Genomic DNA, 16,056 nt, shown 5'->3' with positions numbered 1-16,056 from the left:
TTAGTAACTTTAAAACGAATAGATATGATAATGAAATCAAAAATCACATTGTTACTCCTAGCTGTATTGACACTAATTACTTTTAGTAGTCAGGCACAACAACCTACATTTAAAGGGAATATAAAACTTGATGTTCGAGAGTCAAAACCAGATTGGGCTCCTTATATTCGTAAAAAAGCACCAGAAGGATCTCCAAACATTCTATTTATCCTTTACGATGATACTGGATTAGCAGCTTGGTCTCCATATGGTGGAAGAATTAATATGCCAACAATGGACAAGCTGGCTGCAGATGGATTAACTTATACCCAATGGCAAACAGTAGCCCTTTGTTCGCCAACACGTTCGTGTATCAATACAGGTCGCAACCATAATTTGAACGGAATGGGCGTTATTACCGAAGGAGCCAATGGATATCCCGGTTTTAGTTGTCAATTACCAGCACAGGCAGCCACAATGGCTCAAATACTAAACGATAATGGATGGAGTACTTTTTGGTTGGGTAAAGACCACAATGTTCCTGAAACCGATTTATCTGCTGGGGCTAACAAAAGTCAGTGGCCTTTGCAACAAGGATACGATCGTTTTTACGGATTTATTGGAGGAGAAACCAATCAGTTTTATCCCGATTTGACCGAAGATAATCATGCTATCGAAGCACCTTATGGACCAGAAAAAGGCTATCATTTATCTAAAGATTTAGCAGACCAAGCCATTAAAATGATTGGAGATCAAAAATCAGCCAATCCCTCTAAACCTTGGTTTATGTGGTATTGTCCAGGAGCCAATCATGCACCACATCAAGCACCTAAAGAATATATTGCAAAATATAAGGGCAAATTTGACGATGGCTATGATGCTTACAGAAAATGGGTATTACCAAGAATGATTGAAAAAGGTATTTTGCCAAAAGGTACAACGCTTACAGAATGGAACCCAATGCCAAAAGACCAAGCAAATCCTGCTGATGCTGTGCGCCCATGGGAATCATTGAGTGCAGATGAAAAGAAATTATTTTCTAGATTGTGTGAAGTCTATGCTGCATTTTCTGAATATACTGATGTAGAAATTGGTCGAATTGTAGATTATTTGAAAAAGACAGGACAATATGAAAATACAGTTATTATGTACGCCTCTGATAATGGAGCATCAGGCGAAGGTACACCAAACGGTTCTGTTAATGAAAATAAATTTTTTAATGGCTTTCCGGATGATTTAGCCGAAAATATGAAATTGATAGATGAATTAGGAGGACCTAATACGTATGAACATTATCCAACAGGATGGGCAGCAGCATTATCTACCCCATTTAAAATGTTTAAACGATATTCCAATTATGCTGGAGGTACAGATTGTCCGTTAACTATTACTTGGCCAAAAGGAATTAAAGCCCGTGGCGAAGTAAGGAATCAATACCATCATGCAGTTGACATTGTACCTACTATCCTTGAAATTTGTGGATTAGAAATGCCAAAAGTATATCGTGGAGTAGAACAATATCCATTATCAGGAGTTTCAATGAAATATTCCTTTGATGCAAAACCAAATGATCCAACACAAAAACATGTGCAATATTTTTCTATGTTGGGAACTCGTGCCATTTGGCAAGACGGTTGGAAAGCTGTTGCTGTGCACGCTCCTTTGACTGATAAAGGACACTTTGACCAAGATAAATGGGAATTATATCATGTAGATGTTGACCGTTCAGAATCTAAAGATCTTGCAAAACAAAATCCTGAAAAACTTGAAGCGTTGAAGAAATTATGGTTGGATGAGGCTAATAAAAACCAAGCCTTACCGCTAGATGATCGCACGACTATGCAAATCATTACAATAGAGCGTCCTACTGAAGAAAAAGAAAAAGATAGTTATACCTATTATCCCCATACAAGCCAAGTGCCTGAAGCTGTAGCTGTAAATGTAAGAGGAAAATCATTTAAGATTATTGCTAATGTTGAAATTAAAGCTGATGCTCAAGGAGTGATTTTTGCTCATGGTTCCCGTTTTGGTGGACATAGTTTATTTATAAAAAATAATAAACTCTATTATGTTTACAATTTCTTAGGCATCAAAGAACAACAATTGGTTTCAACTGAAACGCTAAAACCTGGAAAATACACTTTCGGTTTGGAATTTACCAAAGAAAAAGCAGGAGCGCACGGTGAATCTATAGGTACAGCAAAATTGTATATCAACGACAAAGAAGTTGCTGCCGGAACAATGACCGCACAAGTAGGTAAATTTACCCTTGTGGGCGATGGTTTATGTGTGGGCTGGGATAGTGGAGATCCAGTAAGCAAACAGTATAATTCACCTGGTGAATTTGAAGGAGGAGACATTAGTTTTGTTACTGTAAATACAGGAAAAGAGCAATATCTTGATTTAGAAAGAGAAGCGGCTAGAGCTTTTAGTAAGGAGTAGTTTTTTAATCGAACTGTTCAATATTTTATAAAATTGACGGTCATCTTCCCCAATTTAAAGGGATTGATGATCGTTTTTTTTGTGTACTATATTACCTAAATAGAATAAAAATAAATTATCGTTTACCAGTCGATTAATCTACTCAAAACTTGTAGTCGTTGTATTGATAAAGTAAATTTGTACTCGAAATTTATTACTAATATTTAAAATATTTATACATTGAAATCAAATTTACTTAAGTTGCTATTTGTACTATTTCCGTTAGCTGTTATGGCTCAAACGGTCAAAGAAAAAGAAGTCAATCATCAGTTTCAAACATGGGTTTCCCTAAATTCAGTAACCAAATTTAGTGAGCATTGGGGTGTTGCTGCTGATGTTCATCTTAGAACGAATGATTTTTTTCAAGACAATAATTTTTTCTTTTTAAGAGGTGGTATTGCGTATATACCTAATTCAAAATTTTCGTTTACAGGTGGTTATGCTCATATGTGGTTGGCACCAAAAAATCCTACTTGGAGTACTTTTTCGGATGAAAATAGAATTTATCAACAGGTTCAAATGAATACTAAATCTGGAAATGTGAGTATTCTTCAAAGATTACGAAACGAGCAACGCTGGCAAGAAATAATTGTTAATGATGTAGAAACGGGAAAAAATAAATTCTCGAATAGAGTTAGGTATTTAATAAGTGCTACAATACCTATTTTTAAGAAAAAAACGGCTCCTTCTCTTGTTCTTTCAGATGAATTATTAATACAATTTGGAAAAGACATTGTCTATAACACTTTTGATCAAAACCGATTTTTTGTTGGAATCAAACAAGCCATCAATCCGAAATTGAGTTTTGATTTTGGTTATATGAATGTATATCAACAAAAATCTACAGGTTATCAATATGATATGAATCATACCTTGAGATTGTTCTTTTACTTGAATTCGAGTGTAGCGCCAACAAAGAAATAGTTTTTAGATAAAAATAAACTTTGATTTTTTGAAATAACTCCAAAAACCTCGAGTATGATTATTTTTAATTGTACTCATGGTTTTTTTAGTTAATAATATGGTATCAATTTAAAAGAGTATCTTATCAACATTCTATTTATATTCGTCTAAAGTTATTAAATTCTGATAGTTATTAAGATTCATTTAACTTTGACTTATGTTTTTAATCGTAATACATTTATTTTAAATGTATTACGGTTTTTTTTATGCAATAGATTCAAAACTATTTTCATTTTTTTTCAAAATTTATTTTAAAAATATTCAAAATTAAGTATTTAAATTAAGTATTAATACGTATGTTTGCGTAATAATACTTAATTAATGCAATTATGATTAAAGTTATAGTAGTCGGAAACGGCATGGTAGGTTATAAATTTTGTGAAAAATTCATCACAAAAGCAGGAAGTGAAAAATACCAAATTACGGTATTTGGAGAAGAACCAAGACGTGCTTATGATAGAGTACATCTTAGTGAATACTTTGCAGGGAAAAGTGCAGACGATTTGTCAATGTCAACTGCAAATTGGTATGACGATAACAATATTATTTTAAATACATCTGAATTAATTACAGATATCAATAGAGAGCAAAAAACTATACATACACATTTAGAGAAAACACATGAGTATGACTACTTAGTTTTAGCTACGGGTTCGGCTGCTTTTGTGCCTCCTATAGAAGGTGTTGATAAAGAAGGGGTTTTTGTTTATAGAACCATCGAAGATTTAGATGCAATTATGGCTTATGCCAAAAAAATAAAACAAAAAGGGGCTACCGAAGCTGCTGTTCTTGGTGGCGGATTGTTAGGACTTGAGGCTGCTAAAGCTGTTCGTGATTTGGGATTAAATCCTCACGTAGTAGAATTTGCGCCTCGATTGATGCCAAGACAATTGGATAAAGGAGCAAGTGATATGTTGCAATCTAAAATCGAAGCACTAAACATTGGTATTCATCTTAATAAGTCAACACAATATATCGCTGGAGAAGACGCTATCACTGGAATGATGTTCGAAGGTGATGATTTGCTTAAAGTAGATATGTTAGTGGTTTCTGCGGGGATTAAACCTCGTGATGAACTAGGAAGGGTTTCAGGGCTTGAAGTAGGAGTTCGAGGTGGAGTTGTGGTGAATAACAAAATGCAAACATCAGACCCCAATATATATGCCATTGGAGAAGTAGCGCTTTATAACCATATGATTTATGGTTTGGTAGCTCCAGGTTATGAAATGGCTGATGTCGCTGCGGAGCAAATTTTAGGTAACGAAAAATTAATGCGTGAATCCATCGATATGTCCACTCAATTAAAATTAATTGGTGTTGAAGTAGCGAGTTTTGGTGATCCATTTATCGAAAATGACGAAGTAACCGCTATTGTTTACGAAAATAAATTCAGTGGAATTTACAAAAGAATCAATGTTACCAAAGACGGAAAAACACTTTTAGGAGGAATATTAGTTGGTGATTCATCAGATTATAATGGATTGTTCCAAATTTATAGTAATGCCATGGCATTGCCTCCAAATCCAGAAGACTTGATTTTGGGTTCAAGAGGAGGAGAAAGTTCTACTATGGGAAGTGCTATGGACTTGCCAGATACCGCCGTAATTTGTTCTTGTGAAAATGTTACCAAAGGGGCTATTTGCTGTTCAATCACGGATGGAACTTGCGAAACTTTATCTGATGTAGTAAAACTAACAAAAGCGACTTCAGGTTGTGGCGGTTGTAAACCAATGGTGGTCGATTTAGTAAAAGCAGCTCAAAAATCAATTGGTAAAGAAGTGAAAGAGAGCATTTGTGAGCACTTTCATTTTACCAGACAAGAATTGTTTGATATCGTAAAAATCAATAAATACACCAATTTTTACGAAGTGGTCGATCATCACGGAAATGGTGATGGTTGCGAGGTTTGTAAACCAGTAGTTGCCTCTATTTTCTCTAGTATTTATAATGACACGGCTAACAAACACGTTACCACTCAAGATACCAACGACCGGTTCTTGGCCAATATTCAAAGAAACGGAACCTATTCCGTAGTGCCAAGAGTTGCAGGAGGCGAGATTACTCCGGACAAATTAATTGTTATCGGACAAGTGGCCAAACAATTTGATTTGTACACCAAAATTACGGGAGCGCAACGTGTCGATTTATTTGGAGCTCACTTAGGGGATTTGCCTGAAATTTGGAGAATATTAATCGAAAATGGTTTTGAAAGTGGACACGCTTACGGAAAATCATTGAGAGCCGTAAAAAGTTGTGTGGGTAATGCTTGGTGTCGTTACGGAATGGATGATAGTGCAGGATTTGCCATTGAACTCGAAGATCGTTACAAAGGGATTCGTGCTCCCCACAAAATTAAGGGAGGAGTTTCAGCTTGTATCAGGGAATGTGCCGAGGCAAGAGGAAAAGATTTTGGACTAATTGCCGTAGAAGGTGGTTGGAATCTTTACATCTGCGGAAACGGTGGAGCCAATCCAAAACACGCTGTTTTATTGGCAGAACAAATTGACAAAGCTACTGTTATTAAATATTTAGACCGTTTCTTGATGTATTACATCCGTACTGCTGGACCTTTAGTGCGTACCGCAACTTGGTTGGATAAATTGGATGGCGGATTGGATTATCTAAAAGAAGTTATCATTCACGACCGTATTGGTCTCTGTGAAGCATTGGAATCTGAAATGGCATCACTTGTCGGAACTTTCGAATGTGAATGGAAACAAGTATTGGAAAAACCAAGATTGATGAAACGTTTTAGTCACTTTGTGAACTCCGATGAAAAAGATGACAACATTGAATACGTAGCTTTAAGAGATCAAAAAATGCCAAAAGCCTGGTAAAAAAATCAAATTCTTTCCAAAGTTACTTCAACAACTTTTAAGGTCTTTCGCAATCAATAAAACAAGTTGAAGTACGGGAAAGATAAAAATAAATAAATTATGGAAAATATAATAAACGAATACACGTCAGTTGCAGTAGAAGATGTTAAAATTTGGTTCAAAGCGGGGACTTTAAAGGACTTTCCAAGTAATAGAGGAGGCTGCATCAAATATAAAAACAAACAAATTGCCGTTTTTAACTTCGAAAGAAGAAACGAATGGTATGCTTGTCAAAATGCTTGTCCTCATAAAATGGAAATGGTCTTGTCAAGAGGGATGACAGGTTCTGCAGATGGCGTTCCGAAAATTGCGTGTCCTATGCACAAAAAAACCTTTTCTCTTGTAGATGGTTCTAATCTTAATGGCGAAGATTATTCTATTGCCACTTATCCTGTAAAAGTTGTGGATGGCGAAGTATTCGTTGGCTTTTTGGAATAATTGTGTATCTTTGAATTGAAACAATTTAAAGAAGAATGACACCATTTGAGAAAGCAATAACTTGGATTGATGCCGAAAACGCACAAGATCCGAATCACGAAACGTACCAATCCGAAACCTATCCAAAGGAGCTTTTGTATTCCAATAGAATGTATCAACGGCTGCTAGATTTTCAGCCCGATGCTTCAGAAGCCGTTCGGGTAGCTACCAAAGCACAACACATTTGTCGTTGGAAAATGCCACGTGAATCCTATCCTATGGATCGTGTGGGGTATTTAAAATGGCGTGAAGATTTGAAGAAATTTCACGCTCAAACTACGGCTGGTATTTTAGTAGATGCGGGCTATCCGCAAGAATTTATAGATAGAGTTTCTTTTCTTATCGAAAAAAAATTACTCAAAAAAGATGCCGAAACCCAACTTTTGGAAGACGTAATTTGCCTAGTGTTTTTAGAATTTTACTTTGATCCTTTTGTGCAAAAACACGATAGAGAAAAAATGAAAAATATTATTCTAAAAACGTGGAATAAAATGTCAGAAGCAGGACATCAAGCAGCCTTGAAAATTAATTTCAGCGATTCAAATCTTGATTTAATAAAAGAAGCACTTGGCTTGTAACCCATTTTCATTATGAAAAACAACGCCCTTTCTGCTGTTATATCTTTCAAAAGTCTAAGACGATTGTATATTTTCGCCTTGTTGACTATTGCGGTTACAGTTTTGTTGAGTCAATTGTTAATTCAGCACAATTTAAACAGTCAGTTGAGCGATTCTAAAATCATAAATATTTCGGGAAAGCAAAGGATGTTGAGCCAGAAGTTGACCAAAGAAATTCTGATTTTGAACTTCATAACCCAAAAAGAGAAAAGCAAGGAACAAATAGCGCGCATTCACGAAATAATGGATCTTTGGAAATTTAACCAAGAAGCCTTAGAAAAAGGAAATGACAGTCTTGGTTTTCCTAAAGAAAAAAGCGCAGCACTTTCGGATTTATTCGTTGCCATCAAACCTAATTTTAATACAATTCTGAATGCGGCTACGGTATTTTTAGAAAATAAAAAACTGGGGATTAACGAAAAAGAAAATCAAGTTTTGGTGCAAACCATTCTGGATAATGGGGCTGTTTTTCTTGAAAAAATGAATGAAATTGTAGGGCAGTACGACAAGGAAGCTCTTGAAAAAGTAAGGTTGCAAAGCAAAACCGAATATGGAATTTTACTGTTTACAATATTGGTTTTGTTGTTGGAATTTATTTTTATTTTCAGACCTACCAATGAAAAAGTAGAAGCACTCATTTCGAAACTTTTGTTCTCCGAGAAAAAAGCACTCAAATTAGCTCGAGATACCGAAATTATTAGCGAAGCCAAAGAAAACTCGGTTAAGGAATTGAAATCTCTCAATTATGCCATGGAAAACACCTTGTTGTATTGCAGAGTTGCTCCAAATGGTTCTATCATTCATATTGGAGAAAAATTTTCTAAATTACTGCAATACAATCCTTTTCTTTCCGATAAAACTTTTGCCGAAGCCTTAACTCCAATAGAAAAAGAGCAAAACTTACTAAATCAAATTTTACTCGAAAAACAACGAACTGGCTGGCAAGGAGAAATTAGCATCACTACCCGAAACGAGCAAACTATTTGGTTAGACCTATCGATGGTGCCTGTAACAATCAAAAAAGACGAGTCAGAATTGCTAGTAATTTGTTTTGATATTACCGAAAGAAAAATTGCAGAATATGAGGTAGAACGATTGAATACTGAAAATATTAACGATAAAATCAATCAACAAAAAGTAATTTCGAGCAAGATTGTCGAAAACCAAGAAAATGAACAAAATAGAATAGCCAAAGAAATTCACGATGGAATAGGACAAATGCTTACTGGACTTAAATTTAGTCTCGAAAGTATAAATCTTGATGAGAAGGAAAAGTCGGCTCAAAAAATAGAATACCTTAAAAAACTGTCGTTAGATATCATCAAAGGAGTTCGTACGGCTACTTTCAATCTAATGCCGCCCGAATTGAGTGACCACGGAATTGTTTCCTCGTTGACTAAACTAACGCAGGAATTATCAAAACTTACTGGAAAAGAAATTTTATTCTATAATAAGACTGATTTTGATAAACGATTGGATTCGTTAGTCGAAATAAACATCTATCGATTGACACAAGAAGCTATTAATAACGCTTTGAAATATGCCGATTCTTCTCATATCATTGTCCAACTTTCGCATAGTCCCACGCTTTTGAGTGTCATAATTGATGATAACGGAAAAGGTTTTGATATTGCATCTGTAGAGAAAAAGAGAAACAGCGAATCGGGAATGGGATTACTTTTTATGAAAGAAAGAATTCAATACATCAATGGTCGTGTGTTTTTTAATTCGATTCCTGGAGAAGGCACTCGAATTACTTTTAATATTCCTATTTAACAGTTTTTGGTTTGTTGCAATCTGCGGTCTGAAATCTCAAATCTGCAATCTATTTTTTATTTATTGAAATAAATACGTATATTAGCATCACTTTTTAGGTTTATATACGTAAAATTAAAATCCCAAATTAAGTAGAAAATGAGTAATCCCATTCGAGTTGTTCTTGCAGATGATCATGTTTTTGTCAGAGACGGAATAAAATCATTATTAGAAAACGAACCCCATATTGAAGTTGTTGGTGAAGCTACAGATGGTTTAGAAGCACTAAAATTAGTAGAAATTAATCAACCAGATTTGTTAATTCTTGATATTCGAATGCCCAATATGACTGGAATAGAAGTGGTCGAAAAACTAAGAAGTCAAAGCAATTTTGTCAAAATAGTGATGCTCTCTATGCACGAATCCGAAGAATATGTATTGAAATCGATCAAAGCAGGTGCTGATGGATATTTATTGAAAGGATCAAGTAAAGACGAATTCTTAAAAGCTTTGAATACAGTTTCTGAAGGGGGGAAATATTTTAGTGGAGATATTTCATCAATATTGATTGGTCAATTGACACATCCAACCACTTTTTCTGAGACAAAACAACTCAGCAATGAAGAAATGATGATTACCAAAAGAGAGAAAGAAATACTTACACTCTTGTTATCAGGCAAAGGCAATAAGGAAATTGCAGAAGCTTTAGATATAAGTAAACGTACTGCCGAAGTACACCGTTTTAATTTAATGAAAAAATTGAAAGTCAAAAACCTTATTGAACTTTCGAATAAAGCCAATGAGTTTTCTCTGCTTTAGTTCTTTAATAATTAAAGATTTTATGATTTATAACTACATACGTAAGTATTTTTTAAGTATAAATACTTAATTATTTTTTAAAACCTGCGTTTTTGCAGGTTTTTATCCAGCTTAAAGATTTATTTTTGTCCTGTAAATAAGTAAAATACTTAATTTAGTATTGATACTTAGTTAGAAAACAGTATAAAACAATAAATTTTTAAAAAAAATGAGTTCAATTTCAACAAATCAACCGCTTACACGTTTAAACATTTTTAGTGGCAAAGGCGTTCAAATGCGTACTTTTCACATTACTTGGCTAACCTTTTTCTTTTGCTTTTTTGCCTGGTTTGGTATGGCATCACTTATGCCATTAGCTAAAGAACAGCTGCATTTAACTAAAGATCAATTGGGTAATATTCAAATTGCCTCTGTATCTGCCACAATCATTGCCAGACTATTAATAGGACGATTAGTGGATAAATTTGGACCAAGATTGGTTTATACTTGGTTGTTGGTCATTTGTTCTATCCCTGTTTTATTGATTGGTACTTCACAATCCTATGAAAGTTTTTTATTTTTTAGATTAGCGATTGGTGTTATTGGAGCTTCTTTTGTAGTAACACAGTTTCATACCTCAGTAATGTTTGCCCCAGTTGTAAAGGGAACTGCCAATGCGACTGCTGGTGGTTTCGGAAATGCAGGAGCAGGATTGGCTAATATTACAATGCCTCTTATCGCAGCAGGATTTGTAGGATTAGGTGTTTGTACCAGAGAAGATAGCTGGAGGTATGCTATGATTGTTCCAGGAATACTATTGTTGGTTTTTGCTTTTTTGTATTTAAAGTTTACCAAAGATTTGCCAAATGGTAATTATAAAGAACTTGGAATTTCTAATCAGAATAAAGAAAATACATTTATGTTAGCTGTTAGAGATTATCGTACTTGGGTTTTGACTGTAGCTTATGCAGCTTGTTTTGGCGTTGAGATTACAATTGATAATTTTGCACCTATTTATTTTACAGATACTTTTGGTGCAAGCTTAAAGATAGCTGGAATTTGTGCAGGTATTTTTGGAATGATTAACATTTTTGCAAGACCTTTAGGAGGGATAGTTGCAGACAAAGTAGGAAAAAAATATGGATTTTCAGGTAAAAATTTATTACTTGCTTTACTGTTGATTGTAGAAGGTGTGGGCGTAATTTTCTTTGGTATGACAAACGAATTGGGGGTTGCCATATTCTTAATGTTTTTGTTTGGAATGAGTTTGAAAATGGCCAATGGAGCAACTTATAGTCTTGTGCCGTTTATCAATCCAAAAGCAGTAGGAAGTGTTGCAGGTATTGTTGGTGCAGGAGGAAATATTGGAGCAATGTTAATTGCCTTCTTGTTCAAGGCCAAAGCCGTTAAAATGACTAAAGATGTTATAGATGAAGCTGGAGTGTCTCAAACCAAAGATTTAATAGATTATACCAATGCTTTTTTTATATTAGGAATTATCATTCTAATAACTGGAGTTGTTGTTTTAGCTGTGAAATTAGCAGTAAAAGATGTAAAGAAACCTCAAGTAGTGTTGGCATAGATTTGACTTTTAAATTCGAATCAATTTTTCAAAATTAAAATAGAAATTAGTAAAAAGTAAGAAGCCTTTGATTGAGTTCAAAGGCTTTTTTTTGATTTAATGTCAACCTGATAATTTTGATTTGGATGCACATTACTGTCACAAAAATGATGAATGAAAAACAACAAGATTATCTAAAGAAATAGAGCGAAAATTGGTCTCTAAATAACTTATAAAACTACTCTAAAAATAGCAAAAAACCCTCGAAGGCATTCGCTTTCGAGGGTTTTGATTAATATCTTTTGGATGTTTTTACAGAGCAGTAATAATAAATTCGCTACGTCTGTTCATTTGGTGTTGTTCTTCGGTACAGTTGGATTTGTTGGTTGGTTCGCAACCACAATTGTTTACTAATTGCGATTCACCATATCCTCTGCCTGTCAATCTTTTAGGATCAACACCATTTTTCACTAACCAAGCGATGGTCGATTTGGCTCTTTTGTCTGATAAAACTTGATTGTATTGAGCTGTTTGTCGGCAATCGGTATGAGAACGAATGTCTAATTTCATTGTTGGATTTTGATTCAAAACGTCTAATATTTTTTCTAAATCCAAAGCAGCTTCAGTTCGAATATTGTATTTATCCAAGTCGAAATAGATCATCTTGATTTGGAAACATTTTCCTAAATCATCTCCAATGGCTACTTTGCACACTTCTTTTTCTAGTGCAATGTCCAATTGGGTTCTTCCGTTTTCTTTTGCAATTGTAACCATTTTTTCCTTCACAACATAGTCTGGTTTTGCTGCTCTTACAAAGTAGGTTTTGCCACATTCTACCTCAAATTTGTATTTACCAACTGCATCCGAGACTCCTATATTTACTAGCTTGAATTCACTATCAAACAAACTCATTTTTGTATCAGGAAGTGCTTGCGCGGTATTCAAATCGGTTACGGTTCCATTTAATTCTTGAAGACAAACTAGTTTTCTGGTTTCTAAAAATTTGTAGATATCATCATATCCTTGACCTCCGTCTCTATTGGAGGTAACAAAACCTCTTCTGGATTTGGTGTCTATTAAAAAAGCAAAATCATCTTTGGGCGAATTGGCACCATCTCCCACATTTTGAATTTCTCCAATTGTTCCATCAATTCCTATTTTAGTCACAAAAACGTCTAAACCGCCTAAGCCTGGATGTCCGTCTGAGGCAAAATAGAGTTCGTTTTCGTCTGTGATTTGAGGAAAAGTTTCTCTTCCTTCGGTATTGATTGCTGCACCTAGATTTTGGGGTACACCAAAGCTGCCGTCCTCATTTATTTTGACTTTGAATAAATCCGACTGACCAAGAGTTCCAGGCATATCTGAGGCAAAATACAATGTTTTTTCGTCTGGACTTAGCGTTGGATGTGCTACACTGTATTGATCGCTATCGAAAGGCAATTCGGTTATTTTGTCCCAATTGTTGTTTTCAAAACTAGCTTTGTAAATTTTAATTAAAGTAATTCTCTTTCCGTCTTTTCCTTTTTTTCCATCCAAATAATTGTTTCGGGTAAAGTACATTGTCTTACCATCTTTTGTAAAAACTGGGGTCGATTCGTTGAATTTAGAATTGATTTTACTCGAAAACTTGTTTACTTTTCCAGGTGTTAATTCTTCGCCCAAATCGGATGTATAAAGATTGGTAAAATGTTGATCAGTCCAAGTATGTTTTCTTTGTCCTAAACTCCCAGTGTCTCTGGCAGAACTAAAAACAAGTTTGTTGCCATAAAAAGCACTTCCGTAATCAGAATATTTAGAGTTGATTCCGGCATCTTCTATTTTGTATCTTCCAGAATTGGCTTTGATTTGGTCTAGATAATTTTTGTTTTTTTCGAATAGTTTTCCTCTGCTATCGTTGCCTGCTTTTTGCTGAAATGTTTCCAACATTTTATTGGCTTTCTCTGTTTGTCCAATAGCTTTTAGAGATTGGGCATAGCGATAGCAATATTCTGATTCTTGGTTTGGATTCATCTTGAATAATTCTTCATACCATTTGGCGGCTTTATCCAATTCGCCATTAAAGTAGTAAGAATTGCCTAGTTTTTGGAACATATCTTCTGACTTGTATCCTTTCTCGGCTACTCTTTCGTAGGTACTCACAGCTTTTATATAGGCATAGCTATCGTATTTCTTATCTGCAGAAGTGATTTTGTTTTTTTGACCATAACTATTAAATGAAAAAACACTTATTATTGTTATGTAAAGGAGTATAAAATTTTTCATAATAATTGTTTTTAGAAGAATCTTGGAGTGGTGATTTTGTTGTTGTTTTTGAACAATTCATAACGCAAGAATATTTCGTGCGAACCCGAATTAGAGTATTTTAGATTAGTGGTTTCATTGTCATATCCATATCCAATGTACAATCCGTCAGAAACTTGAAAACCTACCATTGCACTCAAAGCGGCACTCCATCTGTAGGAAACTCCAAGCATCAGTTTGTCATAAAACATAAAATTGGCAGATGCATCCACTTGTAGTGGAGCTCCTTCGACCATTTTGGTGAGTACAGCGGGTTTGAATTTTATGTAATCCTTAAGATCAAAAACATAACCTGCAATAAGGTAATAATTTATTCTTTCCTTGAAAATAGCTACTTCATTATCATCATAACGATTGGTTTGTAAAAAATTAGGAATCGAAAACCCAACATAAGCCTTGTCAGAATGAAAGTATAAACCAGCACCAAAGTTTGGAGTAAATTTGTTGTAATTTTGCAAACTTGGATCAGGATCGACATTGTTTAGTTTGGTAGCATCTAAATCAAATAAATTGGCCGTAGCTTTGATACCAAAAGAGAGTTTCCAAGTTTCTGAAGTTTGCAGTGAATAAGATAAATCTGCTGAAATGGCATTCTCGGTAGTAGGCCCAATTCTGTCATTCACAAGCGAGATACCCAATCCTAAATTACTTTCATTTAATGGTGTATTCATTGATACCGCATTGGTTATAGGAGCACCATCTATACCAACCCATTGGGTACGATGCAATGCAAATATACTCATAGCTCCTCTCGACCCTGCATATGCAGGATTGATATTGATTGTGTTGTACATATACTGAGTAAATTGTGCGTCTTGTTGGGCATAACTTATCACTCCAGTAAACATCAAAGCGAATATTAGTATTCTTGTCTTCATTTAGTTTGTTGTTTAAACCTGAGGATTTTTTAAGTCCTCAGGAGTTAGATTTGAGTTAAATTTGAGGGGGAACATTATCTAGAAAGGTAAATAAACCCGTCTTGTTTCTTGACTTGAACATTTCCATTACTATCAACTGATTTGTAGTTCAAGATATAAAAATAAGTTCCAGTAGGTAAACCATCTGATTTACTTATTGTTGTTCTTCCTTTTGAATATCCTTCGAAGGCATTGGTGTCGTTATTGTAACGATCAGTTTCAAAAACCAATACTCCCCAACGGTTGTAGATTTCAACCGCTACACCTGAAGGATGACAATCATTTGGGGCAACACCATCAATGACAAGCTTTTCATTTGTGCCATCTCCATTTGGAGTAAAGGCATTATGAACTACTATTGCTTGACATTCAGCACCTAATACAGTAGCTACCTCTATGATTACAGTAGCAGAATCACAATTAGTAGGATTTAGTTTTTCACAAATAGAATATACAATGGTGTAAGTTCCAGCAGTTGTTCCGGCTGGTATGCTAACTTGTCCAGTTGAAGTACTGATAACAGGAACAGGCGCACCACCAATAGTGGCTGCAGGCGTTGTTACAGTAAGATTTACTTGGTCAATAGTAACATTAGTACCGTTTAGCGTATCGTTTCCGTTTCCGTTGTTATTTAAAACATTACCAGCATTTGCATTTCCATTAGCACCATCTATGTCAATGAACTTGTCGTCCTGCGCAATTATTACTAACGTAGGAGGTGGAGCAGGAGCAGTTACTGTTATGGTTACTGTTCCAGAATCACAATTAGTTGGATTTAGTTTTTCACAAATCGAGTAAACAATAGTGTAAGTTCCAGCAGGCGTTCCAACCGGAACACTAATTTGTCCAGTTGCAGTACTGATAGCAGGAACAGGCGCGCCACCGATAGAGGTTGCAGGCGTTGTTACCGTAAGATTTACTTGGTCAATAGTGACATTAGTACCGTTTAGGGTATCGTTTCCGTTTCCATTGTTGTTTAAAACATTACCAGCATTTGCATTTCCATTAGCACCATCTATGTCAATGAACTTGTCGTCCTGCGCAATNTTACTTGGTCAATAGTAACATTAGCACCGTTTAGGGTATCGTTGCCGTTTCCGTTGTTATTTAAAACATTACCAGCATTTGTGTTACCAACTGTTCCATTTCCACCCGCAATAGTATCATCTTGAGCAATAATGGCAGGAGCGGTTACTGTTATAGTTACAGTTCCAGAATCACAATTAGTTGGATTTAGTTTTTCACAAATCGAGTAAACGATAGTGTAAGTTCCAGCAGGTGTTCCAACCGGAACACTAATTTGTCCAGTTGCAGTACTGATAACAGGAACA

At 35.1% G+C, this 16,056-nt stretch carries 12 protein-coding genes; 9 read left to right on the top strand and 3 right to left on the bottom strand.

Annotation, left to right across the window (positions count from 1 at the left end; all coding sequences use genetic code 11):
• The first annotated feature begins 30 nt into the window (after nt 1–30).
• The 8 genes from C3L50_RS15510 (at nt 31) to C3L50_RS15475 (ending at nt 11,528) form a co-directional block, all read left to right on the top strand.
• On the top strand, nt 31–2,421 hold the full coding sequence (locus C3L50_RS15510; RefSeq protein WP_103807099.1) for an arylsulfatase: 2,391 nt from the start codon (nt 31–33) through the stop codon (nt 2,419–2,421).
• A gap of 219 nt (nt 2,422–2,640) precedes the next feature.
• Nucleotides 2,641–3,384, top strand: coding sequence for a DUF2490 domain-containing protein (locus tag C3L50_RS15505; RefSeq protein WP_133158902.1), 744 nt, complete (start codon nt 2,641–2,643; stop codon nt 3,382–3,384).
• A 368-nt stretch (nt 3,385–3,752) separates the two neighbouring features.
• Nucleotides 3,753–6,260, top strand: a complete 2,508-nt coding sequence (gene nirB / locus C3L50_RS15500; protein ID WP_103807097.1) for a nitrite reductase large subunit NirB — start codon at nt 3,753–3,755, stop codon at nt 6,258–6,260.
• A 99-nt stretch (nt 6,261–6,359) separates the two neighbouring features.
• Nucleotides 6,360–6,737 carry a nitrite reductase small subunit NirD gene (gene nirD, locus C3L50_RS15495; RefSeq protein WP_103807096.1) on the top strand — a complete coding sequence of 126 codons (378 nt, stop codon included), beginning with the start codon at nt 6,360–6,362 and terminating at the stop codon, nt 6,735–6,737.
• 35 nt (nt 6,738–6,772) lie between these two features.
• Nucleotides 6,773–7,354 (top strand): DUF4202 domain-containing protein, encoded by a 582-nt coding sequence (locus tag C3L50_RS15490; protein WP_103807095.1) that lies wholly within the window; start codon nt 6,773–6,775, stop codon nt 7,352–7,354.
• Between the two features lie 12 nt (nt 7,355–7,366).
• Nucleotides 7,367–9,169 carry an ATP-binding protein gene (locus C3L50_RS15485; RefSeq protein WP_103807094.1) on the top strand — a complete coding sequence of 601 codons (1,803 nt, stop codon included), beginning with the start codon at nt 7,367–7,369 and terminating at the stop codon, nt 9,167–9,169.
• Nucleotides 9,170–9,307: 138 nt separating this feature from the next.
• Nucleotides 9,308–9,967 carry a response regulator gene (locus C3L50_RS15480; RefSeq protein ID WP_103807093.1) on the top strand — a complete coding sequence of 220 codons (660 nt, stop codon included), beginning with the start codon at nt 9,308–9,310 and terminating at the stop codon, nt 9,965–9,967.
• 208 nt (nt 9,968–10,175) lie between these two features.
• Nucleotides 10,176–11,528: an MFS transporter gene (locus tag C3L50_RS15475; RefSeq protein WP_103807092.1), complete on the top strand. Its 1,353-nt coding sequence runs from the start codon at nt 10,176–10,178 to the stop codon at nt 11,526–11,528.
• A 291-nt stretch (nt 11,529–11,819) separates the two neighbouring features.
• Here C3L50_RS15475 and C3L50_RS15470 read toward each other — a convergent pair whose 3' ends face one another.
• From C3L50_RS15470 to C3L50_RS16540, 3 genes are all read right to left on the bottom strand, one after another.
• Complete coding sequence (locus C3L50_RS15470) at nt 11,820–13,769, bottom strand: OmpA family protein (RefSeq protein ID WP_103807091.1); 1,950 nt, start codon at nt 13,767–13,769, stop codon at nt 11,820–11,822.
• An 11-nt stretch (nt 13,770–13,780) separates the two neighbouring features.
• On the bottom strand, nt 13,781–14,686 hold the full coding sequence (locus C3L50_RS15465; protein WP_103807090.1) for a PorP/SprF family type IX secretion system membrane protein: 906 nt from the start codon (nt 14,684–14,686) through the stop codon (nt 13,781–13,783).
• 74 nt (nt 14,687–14,760) lie between these two features.
• Nucleotides 14,761–15,027, bottom strand: a complete 267-nt coding sequence (locus C3L50_RS16540; RefSeq protein ID WP_243400402.1) for a T9SS type B sorting domain-containing protein — start codon at nt 15,025–15,027, stop codon at nt 14,761–14,763.
• A 187-nt stretch (nt 15,028–15,214) separates the two neighbouring features.
• Between C3L50_RS16540 and C3L50_RS16535 the strand changes: the two genes are divergently transcribed.
• The gene (locus C3L50_RS16535) at nt 15,215–15,523 is read left to right on the top strand and encodes a hypothetical protein (RefSeq protein WP_243400400.1); all 309 of its coding nucleotides are present in this window, start codon (nt 15,215–15,217) and stop codon (nt 15,521–15,523) included.
• Nucleotides 15,524–16,056 lie beyond the last annotated feature (533 nt).

Source organism: Flavobacterium alvei (genome assembly GCF_002920895.1).
GTDB lineage: Bacteria > Bacteroidota > Bacteroidia > Flavobacteriales > Flavobacteriaceae > Flavobacterium > Flavobacterium alvei.
The sequence above is the reverse complement of the archived record's forward strand: the minus strand, read 5'-3'. Positions and strand labels throughout refer to the sequence as shown.

Coding starts and splice junctions, on each gene's coding strand:
- C3L50_RS15485 (WP_103807094.1), top strand. CDS start 7,367: ATGAAAAACAACGCCCTTTCTGCTGTTATATCTTTCAAAAGTCTAAGA.
- C3L50_RS15510 (WP_103807099.1), top strand. CDS start 31: ATGAAATCAAAAATCACATTGTTACTCCTAGCTGTATTGACACTAATT.
- C3L50_RS15480 (WP_103807093.1), top strand. CDS start 9,308: ATGAGTAATCCCATTCGAGTTGTTCTTGCAGATGATCATGTTTTTGTC.
- nirD (WP_103807096.1), top strand. CDS start 6,360: ATGGAAAATATAATAAACGAATACACGTCAGTTGCAGTAGAAGATGTT.
- nirB (WP_103807097.1), top strand. CDS start 3,753: ATGATTAAAGTTATAGTAGTCGGAAACGGCATGGTAGGTTATAAATTT.
- C3L50_RS15465 (WP_103807090.1), bottom strand. CDS start 14,686: ATGAAGACAAGAATACTAATATTCGCTTTGATGTTTACTGGAGTGATA.
- C3L50_RS15470 (WP_103807091.1), bottom strand. CDS start 13,769: ATGAAAAATTTTATACTCCTTTACATAACAATAATAAGTGTTTTTTCA.
- C3L50_RS15475 (WP_103807092.1), top strand. CDS start 10,176: ATGAGTTCAATTTCAACAAATCAACCGCTTACACGTTTAAACATTTTT.
- C3L50_RS15490 (WP_103807095.1), top strand. CDS start 6,773: ATGACACCATTTGAGAAAGCAATAACTTGGATTGATGCCGAAAACGCA.
- C3L50_RS16535 (WP_243400400.1), top strand. CDS start 15,215: ATGCTAACTTGTCCAGTTGAAGTACTGATAACAGGAACAGGCGCACCA.